Below are 20,415 nucleotides of genomic sequence, written 5' to 3' on the forward strand. Positions count from 1 at the left end.
CCGCCCGGCCCGCAAGCCGGAGAACAAGCCGCACCCCCGCCGTTCCCCCGCACTGTGACGTGTGGCACCATGCTGGCCACCCCCACCGGCACAGCCCTCACAGGAGACGCTCCTAGTGCAGCAACCCGCCGTCCCGGAACTGGCCCACACGCACACCCGCCCCATCCACTGGCTGGCGACCGCCACCGCCCTCGCCGGCGTCGTGGCGCTCTCCTCGCTCCTGCAACCCCGCACGGCCACGGCTGCCCCGACCCCCGGCGCGGAAACCACCACCGTCGCCGCCCCCGCCACCGCCGGCGTCGACTTCCCCCTGGACTGCGGACCCGTCAAGGCCGTCGTCGCCAAGCAGGCCACCGGAGACCTCGACGGCGACCACCGGCCCGAGACCGTCGCCGTCGTCCACTGCGACGCCCCCATGGGCACCCCGCCCGACGGCGTCTACGTCCTCACGCGCGCCTCCGGCACCGGCCTGCCCCGCATCGTCGCGACCCTGGCCGACCCCAAGGACCGCACCAACGTCACCGACATCGCCGTACGCGACCGAGCCGTGCACGGCACTCTGCTCGGCTACTCCTCCGACGACGTGCCCGCCTGCTGCCCCGACATCCGGCAGAGCGTGAAGTGGCAGTGGAAGGACGGCGCGTTCGTACGGTCCACCCCCGCCCAGGCCCGCAGCGTGTGACCCACGCCACGACGGTGTGAGAAATCAGACAATCGACAGGGCGGTCACCGGGCGCATGCCCCGTGACCGCCCTCGAATCCGTCTTGAAGACGACTTAACGCCCGGCGCCCGAACCGTCACTCAGCGTCCGGGCCGTACACCTCCACCCGGTCCGAGACCCGGCGGACATGGATGCACTCGCCCGGACACTCACGCGCGGAATCCACCACGTCCGTCAGCAGCGGCAACGGCACCGGCGCCGCCGCACCCGGCGCCTGCAGCAGCTCGTCGCCGGCACCCCTGACATACGCCAGACCGTCGATGTCCAGCTCGAACACCTCCGGCGCGTACTGGACACAGATGCCGTCGCCGGTGCACAGGTCCTGATCGATCCAGACCTCCAGCGCCTCGCCGCCGGACGCGGCCTCCTGCTGCACGGTCACCTCTCCTGCCGTTTACGGTCGAGCCGCACGGGAACGATGCAGGCTCTGACGGGTGTTGAACACTTCGACCCTACCTGGGCCCGCTTTCCAATCATGTTCGGTGGGTATTCCCCTGGCGTGAGGGAGAGCGCAAGGGTGAAGATCGGACACACCCCGACCGTCTTTGTGATCTAGGGGTTTCAATCGACACCCGCCCAGGTAGGGTCTGGAAGCGTCCAGCTCCCCTTGGAGGAGGTGAGGACCGTGGCAGCCCACGACGACGACATTGACCGCGGCATCCGCCCGGGACGCGGGTCCGACGACCCATCCGGGCAGATTGCCTACCTTGAGCAGGAGATCGCCGTCCTGCGACGCAAGCTCGCCGACTCTCCGCGACACACGAGGATTCTCGAAGAGCGGATCGTCGAGCTGCAGACCAACCTGGCCGGCGTCTCCGCCCAGAACGAGCGGCTCGCCAACACCCTGCGCGAAGCCCGCGACCAGATCGTGGCCCTCAAGGAAGAGGTCGACCGGCTCGCCCAGCCGCCGGCCGGCTTCGGCGTCTTCCTGCAGGCCAACGAGGACGGCACCGCCGACATCTTCACCGGCGGCCGCAAGCTCCGCGTGAACGTCAGCCCGAACGTCGAACTCGACGACCTCCGGCGCGGCCAGGAAGTCATGCTCAACGAGGCGCTCAACGTGGTCGAGGCCATGGAGTTCGAGAGCGTCGGCGACATCGTCACCCTCAAGGAGATCCTTGAGGACGGCGAGCGCGCCCTGGTGCTCGGGCACACCGACGAGGAACGGGTGGTACGGCTCGCCGAGCCGCTGCTGGACGTCACCATCCGCCCCGGCGACGCCCTGCTGCTCGAACCCCGCTCCGGCTACGTCTACGAGGTCGTGCCCAAGAGCGAGGTCGAGGAACTCGTCCTCGAAGAGGTCCCCGACATCGGCTACGAGGCCATCGGCGGCCTCGGCGGCCAGATCGAAGCCATCCGCGACGCCGTCGAGCTCCCCTACCTGTACCCCGACCTGTTCAAGGAGCACGAACTGCGGCCGCCCAAGGGCGTGCTGCTCTACGGACCCCCTGGATGTGGTAAGACGCTGATCGCCAAGGCCGTCGCGAACTCGCTGGCCAAGAAGGTCGCCGAGGTCACCGGCCAGGCCGCCGGGAAGAGCTTCTTCCTCAACATCAAGGGCCCCGAGCTGCTGAACAAGTACGTCGGCGAGACCGAGCGGCAGATCCGCCTCGTCTTCCAGCGAGCCCGGGAGAAGGCCTCCGAGGGCACCCCCGTGATCGTCTTCTTCGACGAGATGGAGTCCCTCTTCCGCACCCGCGGCTCCGGCGTCAGCTCGGACGTGGAGAACACCATCGTCCCGCAGCTGCTCGCCGAGATCGACGGCGTGGAAGGCCTGCAGAACGTGGTCGTCATCGGCGCCTCCAACCGCGAGGACATGATCGACCCCGCCATCCTGCGCCCCGGCCGGCTCGACGTGAAGATCAAGATCGAGCGCCCGGACGCCGAGGCCGCCAAGGACATCTTCGGCAAGTACCTCACCGAACGCCTCCCGCTGCACGGCGACGACCTCGCCGAGCACGGCGGCGACAAGTCCGCCACCGTCCAGGCCATGATCCAGACCGCGGTCGAGCACATGTACGCGGAATCCGAGGAGAACCGCTTCCTGGAGGTCACCTACGCCAACGGTGACAAGGAAGTCCTCTACTTCAAGGACTTCAACTCCGGCGCCATGATCGAAAACATCGTGGGCCGGGCCAAGAAGATGGCGATCAAGGACTTCCTGGAAAAGAACCAGAAGGGTCTTCGCGTCTCCCACCTGCTCCAGGCATGCGTGGACGAGTTCAAGGAGAACGAGGACCTGCCCAACACCACCAACCCGGACGACTGGGCCCGGATCTCCGGAAAGAAGGGCGAGCGGATCGTCTACATCCGCACCCTCATCACCGGAAAGCAGGGCGCGGACACCGGACGCTCCATCGACACGGTGGCGAACACCGGACAGTACCTGTAAAAAGCAGGGTGGCTGCGGGTGCCCTCACCGGGTACCCGCAGCCCGCTGTTTTTTCCGGACACATCCGGGGCACAGCACACTAGGCAATGACGAAAATGATCTCCCCACCAGCGCAAAGGCGTTCTAGGCTCTTCCGTACCGCCCGGTCGCGCAGTGCGGGGAGGGGCACCGCACACACACCGGAGCAATCGCGGTACTTGAGCGGCGCCCACGACCGAGGGTGCCGCCGGGCAAGGAGGGCCGCATGACCGTACGGCGAGTAATGGGCATCGAGACGGAGTACGGCATCTCCGTCCCCGGCCACCCCAATGCCAATGCCATGCTCACCTCGTCCCAGATCGTCAACGCCTACGCGGCGGCGATGCACCGCGCCCGCCGCGCCAGGTGGGACTTCGAGGAGGAGAACCCGCTGCGGGACGCGCGAGGCTTCGACCTCGCCCGCGAGGCCGCCGACGCCAGCCAGCTCACCGACGAGGACATCGGCCTCGCCAACGTGATCCTCACCAACGGCGCCCGCCTCTACGTCGACCACGCCCACCCCGAATACAGCGCCCCCGAGGTCACCAACCCGCGCGACGCCGTCCTCTGGGACAAGGCCGGCGAGCGGATCATGGCCGAAGCGGCGGAACGGGCTGCCCAGCTCCCCGGCGCCCAGCCGATCCACCTCTACAAGAACAACACCGACAACAAGGGCGCCTCCTACGGCACGCACGAGAACTACCTGATGAAGCGGGAGACCCCCTTCTCGGACATCGTGCGCCACCTGACGCCCTTCTTCGTCTCCCGCCAGGTCTTCGCCGGCGCCGGTCGCGTCGGCATCGGCCAGGACGGCCACGAACACGGCTTCCAGCTCAGCCAGCGCGCCGACTACTTCGAGGTCGAGGTCGGCCTGGAGACCACCCTCAAGCGCCCCATCATCAACACCCGCGACGAACCGCACGCCGACGCCGAGAAGTACCGCCGCCTGCACGTGATCATCGGCGACGCCAACCTCTCCGAGATCTCCACCTACCTCAAGCTGGGCACGACCGCCCTGGTCCTGTCCATGATCGAGGACAGCTTCATCGCCGTCGACCTCGCCGTCGACCAGCCCGTACGCACCCTCCACCAGGTCTCCCACGACCCCTCCCTCAAGCGCCTCGTCACGCTGCGCAGCGGCCGCACACTCACGGCGGTACAGCTGCAGATGGAGTACTTCGAGCTGGCCCGCAAGTACGTCGAGGAGCGCTTCGGCGCCGACGCGGACGACCAGACCAAGGACGTCCTGGCGCGCTGGGAGGACACCCTCACGCGCCTGGAGCGGGACCCGATGAGCCTGGCCGGCGAGCTGGACTGGGTGGCCAAGCGGGAGCTGATGGAGGGCTACCGGCGCCGCGACAGCCTGGACTGGGACGCGGCCCGCCTCCACCTGGTCGACCTCCAGTACGCCGACGTACGCCCCGAGAAGGGCCTGTACAACCGCCTGGCGGCCCGCGGACGCATGAAGCGGCTGCTGGACGAGGCGGAGGTCGAGCGGGCCATGCAGAAGCCGCCGGAGGACACCCGTGCCTACTTCCGCGGCCGCTGCCTGGAGCAGTACGCCGACGACGTCGCCGCGGCCTCCTGGGACTCGGTGATCTTCGACCTCCCGGGCCGGGACTCGCTCCAGCGCGTTCCAACCCTGGAACCGCTTCGCGGAACGCGAAATCACGTCAAGGAGCTGCTGGACCGCTGCCGCACGGCGGAAGACCTGGTCAGGGTGCTGTCCGGCGGCTGAGGGGTACTCGTCGGCCTCCCCGGCCGGAACAGGGTGGAAATGCCCCCGGCCGGGAATCATCGAGGTGGCCCCCGCACGTTGAGGAAACTGCGGGGCCGATGTCGGACCCGGCTTGTAGGGTCTGATCATCACCGATCGGCAGGAATGCCGACCTGCCGACCCATGTCGGGCGAAAGAGCGGGGTGAGGGTTATGGCGACCAAGGACACCGGTGGCGGCCAGCAGAAGGCCACACGTTCCACTGAGGAGGTCGAGGAGCAGGCGCAGGACGCGCAGGCCTCCGAGGACCTCAAGGAGCGCCACGAGAAGCTGAGCGACGACGTGGACTCCGTGCTGGACGAGATCGACGATGTCCTCGAGGAAAATGCCGAGGATTTCGTGCGTTCCTTCGTGCAAAAAGGCGGAGAGTAAAGGCCGCTAGCGCACTTAGACCTTCGAATTGAAGGTGGCGGGGGGTAAGAGTGGCCGGCGAAGCGGACGCGAAGCAATGCAGGAAATGCAAGCGGGTCCTGCCTCTTGCCGCATTCGCACGGGACAGGAATCGGCGCGACGGCCTCCAGGTGGACTGTCGGGAGTGCGTGGCGGAGTACAGCGCCGCGCACTACCGGCGGCGCCGGGAGGCTTTGGGCAAGTCGGTACGGGAGAAGGTGGACGTCCCGCCTGGGCACAAGCTCTGCCGGACGTGCGGCGAGATCAAGCCGCACAGTGAGTGGCACCGCAATGCCACGGCGTCCGACGGGTTGTCCACGCGCTGCAAGGCGTGCCGGGCGGCGCAGGGGCGGGAGCTCCATCTCAAGCGCCAGTACGGCCTCACCGAAGCCGAACGGGACGCGTTGATCGCGGCTCAGGGGGGAGTCTGCTGCATATGCCTTTCCGCTCCGCCCGCTCATGTGGATCACTGTCACGAGACGGGTAGGGTCCGTGGCGTACTGTGCTTCAGCTGCAATGCAGCACTGGGGCAGTTCAAGGATCGGCCCGACGTCATAAGGCGGGCTGCCGCATACGTGGAAGGAACCTCGTGGAAGCCAACTCTCGTGGCACCGGGCGTCTACCTGCTGCCTTCCTGACGCCAGGGTCTTCCTCCTTCATGGACTTCCTCGCCGAGCACCAGCCGGAGCTGCTGCCGGGCAAGCGCCGGCTGCCTCCGGTGGAGGGTGTGATCGAGGCGCCGCACGGCACGACCATCGTGGCCGTGACGTTCCCCGGCGGCGTGGTGCTGGCCGGTGACCGCCGGGCCACCATGGGCAATGTGATCGCACAGCGGGACATCGAGAAGGTGTTCCCGGCCGACGAGTACTCGGCGGTCGGTATCGCCGGCACCGCCGGTCTCGCCGTGGAGATGGTCAAGCTCTTCCAGCTGGAGCTGGAGCACTTCGAGAAGGTCGAGGGCGCCCAGCTGTCGCTGGAGGGCAAGGCCAACCGCCTGTCGACGATGATCCGCTCCAACCTGGGCATGGCGATGCAGGGCCTGGCCGTGGTCCCGCTGTTCGCCGGCTACGACGTGGACCGCGACAAGGGCCGCATCTTCTCCTACGACGTCACCGGCGGCCGTACGGAGGAGCGGGGCTTCGCGGCCACCGGCTCGGGCTCGGTGTTCGCCCGGGGCGCGATGAAGAAGCTGTACCGCGAGGACCTGACCGAGGCCGATGCCACGACACTGGTGGTGCAGGCCCTGTACGACGCGGCAGACGACGACTCGGCGACCGGTGGTCCCGATGTCGCCCGCCGGATCTACCCGATCGTCACCGTGATCACCGAGGACGGTTTCCGCCGGCTCACCGAGGACGAGTCCTCCGAGATCGCCCGCTCGGTGCTGCAGCGCCGTCTGGAGCAGCCGGACGGCCCGCGCGCGGCGCTGCTCTGAGGGCCGGGCCCGGATTTGTTGTCAGGTGATCGAGTGACTTCCACAGAAAGGGACGGATAACCGGTGTCGACGCCGTTCTATGTCTCACCCCAGCAGGCGATGGCCGACCGTGCCGAGTACGCCCGCAAGGGCATCGCGCGTGGCCGCAGCCTGGTCGTCATGCAGTACGCCGACGGCATCGTGTTCGCCGGCGAGAACCCGTCCCGTGCGCTGCACAAGTTCAGCGAGATCTATGACCGGATCGGTTTCGCCGCGGCCGGCAAGTACAACGAGTACGAGAACCTGCGGATCGGCGGCGTTCGCTATGCCGACCTGCGGGGTTACACCTATGACCGGGACGACGTCACGGCCCGGGGTCTGGCGAACGTGTACGCGCAGACGCTGGGCACGATCTTCTCGTCGGCGGCGGAGAAGCCGTACGAGGTGGAGCTGGTCGTGGCGGAGGTGGGGGAGACCCCGGAGGGTGACCAGATCTACCGGCTGCCGCATGACGGCTCGATCGTGGACGAGCACGGTTCGGTCGCGGTCGGCGGCAATTCGGAGCAGATCAGCAGCTTCCTGGATCAGCACCACCGGGACGGTATGAGCCTGGCGGAGGCGCTGCAGCTGGCGGTGCGGGCGCTGTCGCGGGACACCAATGGCACGGAGCGGGAGATTCCGGCCGAGCGTCTTGAGGTGGCGGTGCTGGACCGTACGCGTCCGCAGCAGCGCAAGTTCAAGCGGATCGTGGGTGCGCAGCTGGGCCGTCTGCTGCAGGCGGGCAGCACGGCCACGGAGGCGGAGAGCAGCGACGAGGAGTAGTTCCCGGGAGTACCCGTACTGCGCCCCGGCCGGGTGACGGCCGGGGCGCAGTGGTGTTCAGGAGGCTTTGGGTGGGGCTGTGGAGCCCCGTACGACGAGTTCGACGGGAATGTCTCCCTCTTGCGGTGTGCGGCCTTCCAGGACGGCGAGGAGGGCGCGCATGCCGTGTTCGCCGAACAGTTCCGCGTCGAGTCGGACGGTGGTGAGTTCGGGGTCGATGGCGGTGGCGAGGCCGAGGTCGTCCATGCCGGTGACGGAGACGTCGTCGGGGACGCGCAGGCCGAGGCGGCGCAGGGCTTTGTAGGCGCCGGCGGCGAGTTTGTCGTCGTCGCAGATGATCGCCGTGGGGTGGGGCCGCGCGTGGCGCAGTGCGGTCTCGGTGGCGGCGAGGGCGCCTTCGATGGAGATGGGTGCGGGTGCGGTGCGTAGGGAGGCGCCCGGTACCGCGCCGATGCGCCGGGTGAGTTCGCGGGCGCGTACGTCGAAGGTCCAGGAGGGGACGTCGGCGGCGAGGTGGAGGAAGTGGCGGTGTCCGAGGTCGAGGAGGTGCTGGGTGACCTGGCGGGTGCCGTCGGTGATGTCGAGGTTGACGGTGGCGGCGCCGAGGCTGCCTTCGGGGTCGCTGTCGAGCATGACGAGGGGGAGCTGGTCGCCGCGGATGGCGGTGAGGGCGTCGGCGGCCATGGAGGAGGCGATGACGCCGTCGAGGGCGGCCTGGGCGGAGGCGAAGGGGTCGCGGGCGGGGCCGATGCCTTCGGGGGAGGGGTAGAGGACGACGCCGAAGCCGTGGTCGGCGGCGACGCGGGCGGCGCCGGTGTAGACGCCGGCGAAGAATTCGGTGGTGAGGGCGGGGACGACGAGCAAGACGGTGCGGGTGCGGCCGAGGCGGAGGTTGCGTGCGGCGAGGTTGGGGCGGTAGCCGAGGTCGCGGGCGGCTTCGCGGACGCGTTCGGCGGTGGCTTCGGAGACGCGGCCGCGCCATTTGTCGCCGAGGACGAGTGAGACGGCGGCCTGGGAGACGCCGGCCGCTTGGGCGACGTCGCGGCTGGTGGGGCGGGTGCTGCTGCCTCGTGCCACCGTCCGGCCTCTTCCCGTTGTCTGGACTGTCGAACAGCGCACATGGTACGTATGACGCAGGACGTTATACGTAAAACTTGAGCCGGAGGGCGGAGATGGCCGCGGGATACCTGGAGATCCTCAGGGCGAGGCACGCCGCCCGCCTGCTCGTGGGCACGCTGGTGGGGCGGCTGCCGAACGCCACCGCCGCCATCGCGATCGTGCTGTTCGTGCGGGCCGAGGGCGGCACCTACAGCCTCGCGGGCGCGCTGGCGGCCGTGTACGGCGTGGCCAACGCCGTCGGCCAGCCGGTGCTCGGCCGACTGGTGGACCTGCACGGGCAGCCGCGGGTCCAGCTGCCCGCGGCGGTCGTCTCGGCGCTGGCGATGACCGCCTTCGCCGCCGTCGGGGTCTCCCCGGCGCCGCTCGCCTATGTCGCCGTGGCCGCCGCCGGCCTGTTCACCCCGCCCCTGGAGGGCGGTCTGCGGGCACTGTGGCCGAGCGTGCTGCGCCGGGAGGACCAGGTGCACACGGCGTACGCCATGGACGCGATCGCCCAGGAGGTGATGTTCACCGTCGGCCCGCTGCTGGTGACGCTGTGCGTGTCCCTGTGGTCGGCGCAGGCGGCGCTGCTCGTGCTCAACGTCCTCGGTGTCCTCGGCGCGCTGTCCGTCGTGCTGTCGCCGCCCTCGCGCGGCTGGCGTTCCGCGCCGCGTGAGGCGCACTGGCTGGGCGCGCTGCGCTCGCCGGGGCTGCTGGCGCTGCTCGCGGCGTTCCTGTTCATCGGGATGGCGCTGGGCTCCATCACGGTGGCCGCCGTGCCGTACGCCGACGACCACGGCGGAGACGGGGTGTACGGCTGGCTGATGGCCGCGCTGGGCCTGGGCGCGCTGGCGGGTGGCTCGGTGTACGGGGCGCGGCAGTGGGCGGGGGCGCCGGAGGGGCGACTGCGGGTGCTGGTGGCGTTTCTGGCGGTGTGTTACCTGCCGCTGATGCTGATGCCGGGCGCGGTCGCCATGGTGGCGCTGACGGCGCTCGCGGGGGTGTTCCTCGCGCCGTCCATCGCCTGTGCGTTCGTCATCGTCGACCGGCACGCGCCGAGCGGCACGGTCACCGAGGCGTTCTCGTGGCTGGTGACGACGTTCACGGTGGGTGCCTCGGTGGGAACGGGCCTGGCGGGGCCGGTCGTCCAGGCGGGTGGCGCGCTGTGGGGATTCGCGGTGCCCGGTGCCGCGGGCGCGGTTTCGCTGCTCGTCCTTGTGGGTACACGCACCGTCCTCGCAGCTCCCGCTGGGGGAGGGGTTGTTGCGGCGTCATCGGAAAATGATCCAAATCGTGCCGTCGAACCCCGTTTCAGTTCGCAGGATCAGGCGTAATGTTCCCTCATGGACCGCCGCATTTTCGGGCTGGAGAACGAGTACGGCGTCACGTGCACGTTCAGGGGACAGCGCCGTCTGTCACCTGACGAGGTGGCGCGGTACCTCTTCCGCCGTGTCGTGTCATGGGGCCGCAGCAGCAATGTGTTTCTGCGGAACGGTGCCCGCCTCTATCTCGATGTGGGCTCTCACCCGGAATACGCGACACCCGAATGTGACAACGTGATCGAGCTGGTCACCCACGACAAGGCCGGAGAGCGCATTCTCGAAGGCCTCCTGGTGGACGCGGAACGACGCCTGCACGAGGAGGGAATCGCGGGCGACGTCTACCTCTTCAAGAACAACACCGACTCGGCGGGCAACTCCTACGGCTGCCATGAGAACTACCTGGTGGCCCGGCACGGGGAGTTCTCGCGGCTCGCGGACATTCTCATTCCCTTCCTGGTGACGCGGCAGCTGCTGTGCGGTGCGGGCAAGGTCCTGCAGACCCCGCGCGGCGCCGTCTACTGCGTCAGCCAGCGCGCCGAGCACATCTGGGAGGGTGTCTCCTCGGCGACGACCCGCTCGCGTCCGATCATCAACACCCGGGACGAGCCGCACGCCGACGCCGAGCGCTACCGCCGGCTGCACGTCATCGTGGGCGACTCCAACATGTCGGAGACGACCATGCTGCTCAAGGTCGGCGCGACCGACCTGGTGCTGCGCATGATCGAGGCGGGCACGGTGATGCGCGACCTCACCCTGGAGAACCCGATCCGGGCGATCCGCGAGGTCAGCCACGACATCACGGGCCGCCGCAAGGTCCGCCTGGCCAGTGGACGCGAGGCCTCCGCGCTGGAGGTGCAGCGCGAGTACTACGAGAAGGCCGTCGATTTCTGCGAGCGCCGCGGTATCCGCACCGGCACGGTGGAGCGGGTGCTGGAGCTGTGGGGCCGCACGCTGGAGGCGATCGAGACCGAGGATCTCGACCGTATCGACACCGAGATCGACTGGGTGATGAAGTACAAGCTCATCGAGCGGTACCGGGCCAAGCACAACATGACCATGTCGCATCCGCGGGTCGCCCAGATAGACCTCGCCTACCACGACATCCACCGCCGTCGTGGCCTGTACTACCTGCTGGAGAAGAAGGGGCAAGCCGCCCGGATCTGCAACGACTTGAAGATCTTCGAGGGCAAGTCGGTTCCCCCGCAGACCACTCGGGCCCGGCTGCGCGGCGACTTCATCCGCCGGGCGCAGGAACAGCGCCGTGACTTCACCGTCGACTGGGTGCATCTGAAGCTCAACGACCAGGCACAGCGGACCGTGTTGTGCAAGGACCCGTTCCGGTCGGTGGACGACCGGGTGGAGAAGCTCATCGCAGGAATGTGAGCCGGCGGTTCCGCACACCGTGCCGGAACGCAACACGGGCGCCGTACGTTCTCCGTACGGCGCCCTTCTCACGCCGTAGAGTTGCGCGCACGCCATCCACAAGATCGACCGATTACGAGGCCCTATCGTGCGCCGACGCTCCCTGATGATTGCCGTACCCGCCGGACTGGTCACGCTCGCCGGCTGCGGCGACGACAAGTCCGATTCGAGCAAGGCCAGCGACAGCGCGTCGCCGTCGGCGCCCCAGACGTCGGCCGTGCCGACGCCGAAGATCGTCGCCGGTCCGCTGCCGGCGATCACCGCGGGTGCCGGGTTCGGCCAGAAGCCGACGGTCGCCAAGGGCAGCGGGGAGCCGTCGAAGGACATCGCGGTCAAGACGCTGGTCGCCGGCAACGGGCGCACGGTGGCCGAGGGCGACTTCATCCAGGCGGACTACCTCGGCCAGATCTGGAACACCGGCAAGGTGTTCGACAACTCCTACGACCGCAAGACGCCGCTGCTGATCCAGCTCGCCCAGGGCCAGATCATCGACGGCTGGCGGTACGCCCTGACCGGGAAGAAGACCGGCAGCCGGGTGGAGTTCTCCATCCCGCCGAGCTGGGGGTACGGCCCGCAGGGCAACGCCCAGGCGGGCATCAAGGGCACCGACACGCTGGTGTTCGTGGTCGACCTGAAGGACACCTTCAACGCCAAGAGCTCCGCCCAGGGCAAGAAGGTCCCGCAGGACGACTCCTCGCTGCCGAAGGTCGGTACCAACACCGACGGCGCCGCGCCGTCCATCGAGGTGCCCAAGGTGAAGCCGCCGACGAAGCTGGTGGCGAACTACGTCCTGGAGGGCGACGGCGAGGAGCTGAAGGCCGACAGCACGGTGCTCGTGCAGTACAAGGGCGTGCTGTGGGACACGGGCAAGGAGTTCGACTCCACCTACGGCCGCAAGGCGCTCACGTCCTTCTCCCTGCAGCAGGTCGTCAAGGGCTGGGGCCAGGGCCTGACCGGCAAGAAGGTCGGCAGCCGCGTCCTGATCGTCGTCCCGCCCGCCCTGGGCTACGGCGACAACCCGCCGCAGGGCAGCGGCATCAAGAAGGACTCCACCATGGTGTTCACGGTGGACATCCTGGCCAAGATGTAGCGCCCCGCCGGTGCGGGCCCGCCGCGGGCGCGTGCCGGGCCGGGATGAAAGACTGTCCGCGTTACGTGTTGTAGAGATGCAGGAGCTTCAGACGTGAGCATCGACAAGCCCGAGATCGACTTCCCGGGCGGCGAGCCCCCGGCGGACCTTGAGATCAAGGACATCTGGGAGGGCGACGGCCCGGTCGCGCAGGAGGGCCAGACGGTCACCGTCCACTACGTGGGCGTCGCCTTCAGCACGGGCGAGGAGTTCGACGCCAGCTGGAACCGCGGTACGCCGTTCCGCTTCCCGCTCGGCGCAGGCCGTGTCATCAAGGGCTGGGACCAGGGCGTGCAGGGCATGAAGGTCGGCGGCCGTCGCCAGCTGACCATTCCGGCCCACCTCGCCTACGGCAACCAGAGCCCGACCCCGGCGATCAAGCCCGGCGAGACGCTGATCTTCGTCGTGGACCTGCTCGGCGTCTGATCGTCACACGATCAGAGCTGATCACATGGGGTCCATGCCCGTGCGGGCATGGACCCTCGGCTTTTGTCATCGCCCCGCGGAGCGGTACGGTCATCGATCGTAAGGACCATAGGGAAGGCGAAGGGCGTCGATGGCCATTGCCAAGGCAGAGCGGCTGATGAACCTGGCGCTGTGTCTGCTCGGGACGCGGCGGCCGCTCAGCAAGCGTGAGCTGCGGGAGTCCATCGAGGCCTACCTGGAAGCGGGCAGTGACGACTCCTTCAACCGCATGTTCGAGCGGGACAAGGACGACCTGCGCGAGCTCGGCCTGGTCATCGAGACCGTGGAGAGCCTGGACGGCGAGATCGGCTATCTCGCCCGCCGTGACTCCAACCGTCTGCCGCCCATCACCCTCGACGCCGAGGAGGCCGCGGCCCTGGGCCTGGCCGCCAAGGTCTGGCAGCAGGCCCGCCTGGCCGGCGCGGCCAGCGGCGCCCTGCAGAAGCTGCGCGCGGCCGGACTGCCCGAGGACGTCGACCCCTACGAGGCGCACAGCGCGCTGGAACCGCGTATCCCGGTCCACGAGGCCGCCTTCGAGCCGCTGATGCTGGCCTGCCGCGACCGCCGCCCGGTGATCTTCGACTACCGCAAGGCCAACGCCGCCCAGCCCGAGCCCCGGCACGTCGAGCCGTGGGCGCTGGAGTGCTGGCGCGGCCACTGGTACCTGGCCGGCTTCGACCGCGACCGGGGCGCGGAGCGCGTCTTCCGGCTCTCCCGGATCACCGGCAAGGTGCGCTCGCGCGGCGGGAAGTTCACCGCGCCCGTCCCCGACGTCGTCACCGTCCGTGAGACCGTCGCGAGCTGGGCCGGCGAGACCGCCGACCGCAGTGCCCTGATCCGGCTGCGCTCCGGCGCCGGTTACCCCCTTCGGGCGAAGGCCACGGCGGTGCGGGAACTCGGCGACGGCTGGGACGAGTTGGAGATTCCGTACGGGCACGGCCTGGACGCCTGGCTGGTGGAGTTCGGCCCGGACGTGGTCGTGCTGGAGCCCGCCGAGCTGCGGGCCGACGTCGTGGACCGGCTGCGTGCCGTGGCCAAGGGCTGAGGGGGAGCGGAGCGAGACGTGGCAGGCAAACCGGTCAGGCCCACCAGCGCCATCGACCAGACCCGGCGGATGCTCTCCCTGGTGACCTATCTCAGGGAGCGCCCCGGCGCCCGGGTCGAGGACGTGGCGCGCGCCTTCGGGATCACCGAGGACGAGCTGGTCTCCGACCTCGACGTGCTGCCCATGTGCGGCACCAGCTTCCGCGGCGGGGACCTGCTCGACATCGACACCGACGGCGAGCGGATCTGGTGGCACAACCCGGCCGCGCTCGGCGCGGAGGCGGCCGAGCCGCTGCGGCTGGCCGCCGACGAGGCGACCGCGCTGCTGGTCGCGGCGCGCGCGGTGGCCACGCTGCCCGGGCTGCGCGAGAGCGACCGGCAGGCCCTGCTGCGGGCCACCGCCAAGGTGGAGACGGCGGCCGGCGAGGCGGCCGGCGCGAGCTCGCGGCTGTCGGTGACCTTCGAGTCCGAGGGCGGTGTCTTTGCCGACGTCGACCGGGCGATCTCCGAGCGCCGCCGGCTGTGGATCCGCTACTACTCGCCGGCCCGTGACGAGGTCACCGAGCGGGAGATCGACCCGATCCGCCTGGTCAGCGTCGGCCACACCTATGTGGAGGCGTGGTGCCGCCGCTCCGAGGCACGCCGCACCTTCCGCCTCGACCGGGTCGCCGAGATCCGCATCCTGGACGAGCCGTCGGCCCCGCCGGAGGTGGAGCTGCGCGACCTGTCGGAGGGACTGGTGCAGCCGGCCGCCGAGGACCCGGAGGTCGTCGTCGAGGTCGCCCCGGGCGGACGCTGGGTCGCCGAGTACTACCCGCACGACAGCGCCGAGGAGCTCGCCGACGGCGGGCTGCGGATCACGCTGCGCACCCCCGACCCGGCCTCGCTCAGACGCCTCGCGCTGCGGCTCGGCCGCGACGGGCGGATCGTCTCGCCGCCGGAGCTGGCCGACAGCGCCCGCCGGGCGGCCCGCGAGGCGCTGGCCGCGTACGACGGGATCGAGGCCGAGGGGGCGCACGTGCCCGGTGTGACGCCGGCCGGGGCGGCTCAGGCGCGGGACGACAGGCAGGAGCAGAGGCTGTGAGCGAGTCGGCGTCGCCGGGTGGGCCGGCCATGACGGTGGCCTCCGCGTTCGCGGGGATGCGCAGTGTGGCCCCGGTGGTGTTCAGGGCCGGCTGCCCGGACTGCCGGGGCCGCTTCGAGCTGGCCGCGAGCGCGCTGCGGCTGGCCATCGGCGCCTCCAGCCGCACCACCTTCTACTCGTTCACCTGCCCCGAGTGCGGGGTGGCCGTGCGCAAGCCGGCCGGGGAGCGGATCGTGGAGCTGCTGACCGGCGGCGGGGTGCGCACGCTGCGACTGCACTCGACGGTCTGAGGCCCCAGCGGGCGGGCCCGGGCGGGCCGCGACCGGCCCAGGGTCTAGGCTCGACGGCATGTTCTGGCCGATGTTCGCGGTAGCTGTGGGTTTTCTGGGTCTCGCCGTGCTCGGTGTGCTCGCCGTCCGGGTGTTCGTCGAGGCGCAGCGGCTGGGCCGGCAGGTGGCGGATTCCACACGCCGTATCAACAAGGCGGCCGAGGAGCTGGAGAGCGCCTCGACGAGCGCGGCACGGGCCGTGGATTCGCTGTGACCGCCCGGGTAGGCTGGCTGATCGCGGGGCGGAGAACGAGGCCCGCTCCGTGGACCGGGAGTACGCACGGGGATTGCCTCACGTTTACCCCTGGGCGTTACGATCGCTGCCAGAACGGCTGATCGGACACCTGTCCGACCAGTCGGACAGCACCCACCCTGCCGCCTCGGTGAGAAGGTAAAGACTTATGTTCGGAAGGCTCGGAGCCCCCGAGATCATTCTCATCCTCGTCGTCATCATCCTGCTGTTCGGCGCGAAGAAGCTTCCGGACATGGCCCGCTCGCTCGGCAAGTCCGCGCGCATCCTCAAGAGCGAGGCCAAGGCGATGAAGGAGGAGGGCAGCAGCGGCACGTCCGCCCAGGCGCCCACCAGCAACGAGCAGCCTCCCGCGCAGCGCACCATCCAGGCGGCCCCCGGCGACGTGAACAGCGCCCGCCCGGTCAACGAGCCGACGGACACGACCAAGCGCTGACGCAGGGCCGGTGACCTCCGGCCCGCCGCACGAGATGGGAACGTGGGTTGCTGAAGCCTGCCCGCAAGAAGGAGAAGGATCCCGAGGGGCGGATGCCCCTCGCGGAGCACCTTCGTGAGCTCCGCAACCGGCTCGCGAAGGCCATGCTGGCCATCGTCGTCGTCACGGTCGTCGCCGCCTTCTTCTACAACGACATCATCAACTTCCTCACCCAGCCGATCCTCGACTCGGTGGGCTGCGGGAAGACCTTCGAGGAGCTGGCCCGGTCCTCCAGCGAGAACCAGCAGTGCGCGCGGATCACCATCAACGGTCTGCTCGCGCCGTTCACGCTGGCCCTGCAGGTGTCCCTGATGGCGGGTGTCGTCTTCGCCTCGCCGATCTGGCTCTACCAGCTGTGGGCCTTCGTCGCGCCGGGTCTGCACCGGCACGAGAAGAAGTACGCCTACGCGTTCGTCGGCACCGGCGTGCCGCTCTTCCTCGGCGGCGGCTATTTCGCCTACCGGGTGCTGCCCACCACCGCGAAGGTGCTCATCGACTTCACGCCGAACGGCGTGGACAACCTGCTGCCGCTGGACGACCTGCTGCAGCTGGTCACCCGCATGGTGCTCGTCTTCGGGCTCTCCTTCGAGCTGCCCCTGCTGCTGGTCATGCTGAACCTCACCGGCGTCATCACCGGCCGGCGGATGCTCGGCTGGTGGCGCGGCATGATCCTCGGCATCACCGTCTTCGCCGCCATCGCCACGCCCAGCACGGACCCGCTGTCCATGCTGGCGCTGTCCGGGCCGATCTGGGTGCTGTACTTCGGCGCGGTGGCCTTCTCCCTGCTCAACGACCGGCGCCGGGCCCGCCGCGCGGCCGCGGGTCCCGCCGACGACGAGGCGTCCGAGCTGGACCTCACCCCCGAGGCCATCGAGGAGGCCGAGCCGGTCGCCGCCAGCCGGGCGCTGCCCGAGCAGGCGAGCACGGAACGCGTCAACGGCTACGACGACGTCACCTGAGCCGCCGAACCCCGCTCGGCCGGCCGTCCCCGCGCTGCGGGGGCGGCCGTCCCGCATCTGCGAGGTCCCCGGTCCGGATCGCTCGGGAGGCGCCGGTTCCGCATCTGCTGCCAAGGTCCCGGGCACCGCCTGCCGCATGCCCGCTGAGCTGGGCGTACCCGGGATTCACAGCAGGAGATCCGGTTAATGATCGTCCTGTTGTCAGTGCGGCCGGTACGGTGGAAAGCACGATGACACAGGACCTCTCACCGGCCGAGCGGTACGCGGCAGCACGCAGGCGAGCTGCCGAGCAGGCCACCGCACTCGCGTCCTTCCGCGAGATGTACGACTTCGGCCTCGACCCCTTCCAGATCGAGGCCTGCAAGGCCCTTGAGGCGGGGAAGGGCGTGCTGGTCGCCGCACCCACCGGCTCCGGCAAGACGATCGTCGGCGAGTTCGCCGTCCACCTCGCCCTCCAGCAGGGCAAGAAGTGCTTCTACACCACGCCCATCAAGGCGCTGTCCAACCAGAAGTACGCCGACCTGTGCCGCCGCTACGGCCAGGACAAGGTCGGCCTGCTCACCGGCGACAACAGCGTCAACTCCGACGCGCCGGTGGTCGTGATGACCACCGAGGTGCTGCGGAACATGCTCTACGCGGGCTCCCAGACCCTGCTGGGCCTGGGCTATGTGGTGATGGACGAGGTGCACTACCTCTCCGACCGCTTCCGCGGCGCCGTGTGGGAAGAGGTGATCATCCACCTGCCCGAGTCGGTGACGCTGGTGTCACTGTCGGCGACCGTGTCCAACGCCGAGGAGTTCGGCGACTGGCTGGACACCGTCCGCGGCGACACCGAGGTGATCGTCTCCGAGCACCGGCCCGTCCCGCTGTTCCAGCACGTGCTGGCCGGCCGGCGGATGTACGACCTGTTCGAGGAGGGCGAGGGCCACCGCAAGGCCGTCAACCCCGACCTGATGCGCATGGCGCGCATGGAGGCGACCCGCCCGTCCTTCCAGGACCGCAGACGCGGCCGGAACATGCGCGAGGCCGACCGGGAGCGGGAGCGCCGCCAGCGCTCGCGGATCTGGACGCCGGGCCGGCCCGAGGTCATCGAGCGTCTGGACGCCGAGGGGCTGCTGCCCGCGATCACGTTCATCTTCTCCCGGGCCGCCTGCGAGGCGGCCGTCGAGCAGTGCCTGTACGCGGGGCTGCGGCTGAACGACGAGGAGGCCCGCGAACAGGTGCGCGCCCTGGTCGAGGAGCGCACGGCGTCCATCCCCGCCGAGGACCTGCACGTCCTGGGCTACTACGAGTGGCTGGAGGGCCTGGAGCGGGGCATCGCCGCGCACCACGCGGGCATGCTGCCGACCTTCAAGGAGGTCGTCGAGGAGCTGTTCGTGCGCGGCCTGGTCAAGGCGGTCTTCGCCACCGAGACCCTCGCGCTCGGTATCAACATGCCCGCCCGCTCCGTCGTGCTGGAAAAGCTGGTGAAGTGGAACGGCGAACAGCACGCCGACATCACCCCCGGCGAGTACACCCAGCTCACCGGGCGGGCCGGCCGGCGCGGCATCGACGTCGAGGGCCACGCGGTGGTGCTGTGGCAGCGCGGCATGAACCCCGAGCACCTCGCCGGGCTCGCGGGCACGCGTACGTATCCGCTGCGCTCCAGCTTCAAGCCGTCGTACAACATGGCGGTCAACCTGGTCGAGCAGTTCGGGCGGCACCGCTCGCGCGAGCTGCTGGAGACGTCGTTCGCGCAGTTCCAGGCCGACAAGTCGGTCGTCGGCATCTCCCGGCAGGTGCAGCGCAACGAGGAGGGCCTGGAGGGCTACAAGGCCTCCATGACCTGCCACCTGGGCGACTTCGAGGAGTACGCGCGGCTGCGCCGCGAACTGAAGGACCGCGAGACGGAGCTGGCCCGGCAGGGCGCCAACCAGCGGCGTGCCGAGGCCGCGACGGCCCTGGAGCGGCTCAAGCCGGGTGACGTCATCCACGTCCCGACCGGCAAGTACGCGGGGCTGGCCCTGGTGCTTGACCCCGGTCTGCCGGCCGGGCGTTCCAACGGCCACCGCGGCTTCGACGCCCACGACGGCCCGCGCCCGCTGGTGCTGACCGCCGAGCGGCAGGTCAAGCGGCTGGGGGCGATCGACTTCCCGGTGCCGGTGGAGCCGCTGGAGCGGATGCGGATCCCGAAGTCCTTCAACCCGCGCTCCCCGCAGTCCCGGCGCGACCTGGCCTCCGCGCTGCGCACCAAGGCCGGGCACATCCCGCCGGAGCGGCACCGCAAGAAGCGCTCCCAGGCCGCCGACGACCGGGAGATCGCCCGTCTGCGCAAGGCGCTGCGGGCGCACCCCTGCCACGGCTGCGACGAGCGCGAGGACCACGCCCGCTGGGCGGAGCGCTACCACCGGCTGCTGCGCGACACCCGGCAGCTGGAGCACCGTATCGAGGGCCGCACCAACACCATCGCGCGCACCTTCGACCGGATCGTGGCCCTGCTGACCGAGCTGGACTACCTGCGCGGCAATGAGGTCACCGAGCACGGCAAGCGGCTCGCCCGGCTCTACGGCGAACTGGACCTGCTGGCCAGCGAATGCCTGCGCGCGGGCGTCTGGGAGGGCCTCACCCCGCCCGAACTCGCCGCCTGCGTCTCGGCGTTGGTGTACGAGGCGCGGCTCAGCGACGACGCCATGGCGCCCAAGCTGCCGTCGGGCAAGGCCAAGGCGGCGCTCGGTGAGATGGTGCGGATCTGGGGGCGGCTGGACGCCCTGGAGGAGGAGTTCCGCATCAACCAGACCGAGGGCGTCGGCCAGCGCGAGCCGGATCTGGGCTTCGCCTGGGCCGCGTTCATGTGGGCCTCCGGCAAGGGCCTGGACGAGGTGCTGCGCGAGGCGGAGATGCCGGCCGGTGACTTCGTGCGCTGGTGCAAGCAGGTCATCGACGTCCTGGGCCAGATCCAGGCGGCGGCCCCCGCCGCGGGCTCAACGGTCCCGAAGGCCGCCCGCAAGGCGGTCGAGGGGCTGCTGCGCGGAGTGGTGGCGTACTCGTCGGTGGGCTGAACCGTCTGAACCGGCTGAACCGGCTGAACCGGCTGAACCGACCGAACCGGCTGAGCCGACCGAACCGGCTGAACCGGCTGGACCGAACCTGACGGCCGACGCCGGCTGCGGGCCCCTCGGGGCCGTGCGGCCGGCGTCGGCCGTTTCGTCACTCGTTGCGGTGAGTGACATCGCACACCCGTGCACCGTGACGCATCGTGTGCGAGTGAATCCACACCGTGCAAATGGAGTCGAGGGTACTCCTGTCACGGGAGGGAATTCAGGGG

Annotated in this window: 20 protein-coding genes; 18 read left to right on the forward strand and 2 right to left on the reverse strand. The window is 69.8% G+C overall.

Annotation, left to right across the window (positions count from 1 at the left end; translation table 11 throughout):
- The first annotated feature begins 115 nt into the window (after positions 1-115).
- A complete protein-coding gene (locus tag C3489_RS14535; protein WP_103782219.1) occupies positions 116-682 on the forward strand; it encodes a hypothetical protein in 567 nt (188 codons plus the stop codon).
- Between the two features lie 116 nt (positions 683-798).
- Here C3489_RS14535 and C3489_RS14540 read toward each other — a convergent pair whose 3' ends face one another.
- Positions 799-1,104 (reverse strand): ferredoxin, encoded by a 306-nt coding sequence (locus tag C3489_RS14540; protein ID WP_103782220.1) that lies wholly within the window; start codon positions 1,102-1,104, stop codon positions 799-801.
- A gap of 243 nt (positions 1,105-1,347) precedes the next feature.
- On the opposite strand from C3489_RS14540, the gene arc reads away from it, so the two are divergent.
- The 6 genes from arc to prcA all read left to right on the forward strand — a co-directional run bounded on the left by arc (position 1,348) and on the right by prcA (position 7,534).
- Positions 1,348-3,114 (forward strand): proteasome ATPase, encoded by a 1,767-nt coding sequence (gene arc, locus C3489_RS14550; RefSeq protein WP_103782221.1) that lies wholly within the window; start codon positions 1,348-1,350, stop codon positions 3,112-3,114.
- A gap of 244 nt (positions 3,115-3,358) precedes the next feature.
- The gene (gene dop, locus C3489_RS14555) at positions 3,359-4,870 is read left to right on the forward strand and encodes a depupylase/deamidase Dop (RefSeq protein ID WP_374936743.1); all 1,512 of its coding nucleotides are present in this window, start codon (positions 3,359-3,361) and stop codon (positions 4,868-4,870) included.
- A gap of 191 nt (positions 4,871-5,061) precedes the next feature.
- Positions 5,062-5,280: a ubiquitin-like protein Pup gene (locus tag C3489_RS14560; RefSeq protein ID WP_020939002.1), complete on the forward strand. Its 219-nt coding sequence runs from the start codon at positions 5,062-5,064 to the stop codon at positions 5,278-5,280.
- A 50-nt stretch (positions 5,281-5,330) separates the two neighbouring features.
- On the forward strand, positions 5,331-5,936 hold the full coding sequence (locus tag C3489_RS14565; protein WP_103782223.1) for an endonuclease VII domain-containing protein: 606 nt from the start codon (positions 5,331-5,333) through the stop codon (positions 5,934-5,936).
- Positions 5,888-6,733 carry a proteasome subunit beta gene (gene prcB, locus C3489_RS14570; RefSeq protein ID WP_103782224.1) on the forward strand — a complete coding sequence of 282 codons (846 nt, stop codon included), beginning with the start codon at positions 5,888-5,890 and terminating at the stop codon, positions 6,731-6,733. Before C3489_RS14565 ends, prcB begins: the two co-directional genes overlap by 49 nt.
- A gap of 63 nt (positions 6,734-6,796) precedes the next feature.
- Positions 6,797-7,534, forward strand: coding sequence for a proteasome subunit alpha (prcA, locus tag C3489_RS14575; RefSeq protein ID WP_103782225.1), 738 nt, complete (start codon positions 6,797-6,799; stop codon positions 7,532-7,534).
- Between the two features lie 57 nt (positions 7,535-7,591).
- Here the strand turns inward: prcA and C3489_RS14580 are convergent, their stop codons facing one another.
- A complete protein-coding gene (locus C3489_RS14580) occupies positions 7,592-8,611 on the reverse strand; it encodes a LacI family DNA-binding transcriptional regulator (RefSeq protein WP_103782226.1) in 1,020 nt (339 codons plus the stop codon).
- Positions 8,612-8,706: 95 nt separating this feature from the next.
- On the opposite strand from C3489_RS14580, the gene C3489_RS14585 reads away from it, so the two are divergent.
- The 11 genes from C3489_RS14585 to C3489_RS14635 all read left to right on the forward strand — a co-directional run bounded on the left by C3489_RS14585 (position 8,707) and on the right by C3489_RS14635 (position 20,149).
- Positions 8,707-9,966 carry an MFS transporter gene (locus C3489_RS14585; protein ID WP_103782227.1) on the forward strand — a complete coding sequence of 420 codons (1,260 nt, stop codon included), beginning with the start codon at positions 8,707-8,709 and terminating at the stop codon, positions 9,964-9,966.
- 9 nt (positions 9,967-9,975) lie between these two features.
- Entirely contained in the window at positions 9,976-11,337 is a 1,362-nt protein-coding gene (pafA, locus tag C3489_RS14590) for a Pup--protein ligase (RefSeq protein WP_103782228.1), read from the forward strand.
- A gap of 127 nt (positions 11,338-11,464) precedes the next feature.
- Positions 11,465-12,466 carry an FKBP-type peptidyl-prolyl cis-trans isomerase gene (locus C3489_RS14595; RefSeq protein ID WP_103782229.1) on the forward strand — a complete coding sequence of 334 codons (1,002 nt, stop codon included), beginning with the start codon at positions 11,465-11,467 and terminating at the stop codon, positions 12,464-12,466.
- A 93-nt stretch (positions 12,467-12,559) separates the two neighbouring features.
- The gene (locus C3489_RS14600; protein ID WP_103782230.1) at positions 12,560-12,931 is read left to right on the forward strand and encodes an FKBP-type peptidyl-prolyl cis-trans isomerase; all 372 of its coding nucleotides are present in this window, start codon (positions 12,560-12,562) and stop codon (positions 12,929-12,931) included.
- 130 nt (positions 12,932-13,061) lie between these two features.
- On the forward strand, positions 13,062-14,015 hold the full coding sequence (locus C3489_RS14605) for a YafY family protein (protein WP_103782231.1): 954 nt from the start codon (positions 13,062-13,064) through the stop codon (positions 14,013-14,015).
- A gap of 18 nt (positions 14,016-14,033) precedes the next feature.
- A complete protein-coding gene (locus C3489_RS14610; RefSeq protein ID WP_103782232.1) occupies positions 14,034-15,098 on the forward strand; it encodes a YafY family protein in 1,065 nt (354 codons plus the stop codon).
- Positions 15,099-15,127: 29 nt separating this feature from the next.
- Entirely contained in the window at positions 15,128-15,388 is a 261-nt protein-coding gene (locus C3489_RS14615) for a hypothetical protein (RefSeq protein ID WP_103782262.1), read from the forward strand.
- A gap of 58 nt (positions 15,389-15,446) precedes the next feature.
- Positions 15,447-15,641: a hypothetical protein gene (locus C3489_RS14620; RefSeq protein WP_103782233.1), complete on the forward strand. Its 195-nt coding sequence runs from the start codon at positions 15,447-15,449 to the stop codon at positions 15,639-15,641.
- A gap of 187 nt (positions 15,642-15,828) precedes the next feature.
- Complete coding sequence (gene tatA / locus C3489_RS14625) at positions 15,829-16,113, forward strand: Sec-independent protein translocase subunit TatA (RefSeq protein ID WP_103782234.1); 285 nt, start codon at positions 15,829-15,831, stop codon at positions 16,111-16,113.
- A 47-nt stretch (positions 16,114-16,160) separates the two neighbouring features.
- Complete coding sequence (tatC, locus tag C3489_RS14630) at positions 16,161-17,111, forward strand: twin-arginine translocase subunit TatC (RefSeq protein ID WP_103782235.1); 951 nt, start codon at positions 16,161-16,163, stop codon at positions 17,109-17,111.
- 230 nt (positions 17,112-17,341) lie between these two features.
- Positions 17,342-20,149, forward strand: coding sequence for an RNA helicase (locus C3489_RS14635; RefSeq protein ID WP_103782236.1), 2,808 nt, complete (start codon positions 17,342-17,344; stop codon positions 20,147-20,149).
- The last annotated feature ends 266 nt before the right edge of the window (positions 20,150-20,415 follow it).

Source organism: Streptomyces sp. Ru71, assembly GCF_002920535.1.
In the GTDB taxonomy this organism is placed as follows: Bacteria; Actinomycetota; Actinomycetes; order Streptomycetales; family Streptomycetaceae; genus Streptomyces.

Coding starts and splice junctions, on each gene's coding strand:
- dop (WP_374936743.1), top strand. CDS start 3,359: ATGACCGTACGGCGAGTAATGGGCATCGAGACGGAGTACGGCATCTCC.
- C3489_RS14560 (WP_020939002.1), top strand. CDS start 5,062: ATGGCGACCAAGGACACCGGTGGCGGCCAGCAGAAGGCCACACGTTCC.
- C3489_RS14585 (WP_103782227.1), top strand. CDS start 8,707: ATGGCCGCGGGATACCTGGAGATCCTCAGGGCGAGGCACGCCGCCCGC.
- pafA (WP_103782228.1), top strand. CDS start 9,976: ATGGACCGCCGCATTTTCGGGCTGGAGAACGAGTACGGCGTCACGTGC.
- C3489_RS14605 (WP_103782231.1), top strand. CDS start 13,062: ATGGCCATTGCCAAGGCAGAGCGGCTGATGAACCTGGCGCTGTGTCTG.
- C3489_RS14615 (WP_103782262.1), top strand. CDS start 15,128: ATGACGGTGGCCTCCGCGTTCGCGGGGATGCGCAGTGTGGCCCCGGTG.
- C3489_RS14620 (WP_103782233.1), top strand. CDS start 15,447: ATGTTCTGGCCGATGTTCGCGGTAGCTGTGGGTTTTCTGGGTCTCGCC.
- tatA (WP_103782234.1), top strand. CDS start 15,829: ATGTTCGGAAGGCTCGGAGCCCCCGAGATCATTCTCATCCTCGTCGTC.
- C3489_RS14635 (WP_103782236.1), top strand. CDS start 17,342: ATGACACAGGACCTCTCACCGGCCGAGCGGTACGCGGCAGCACGCAGG.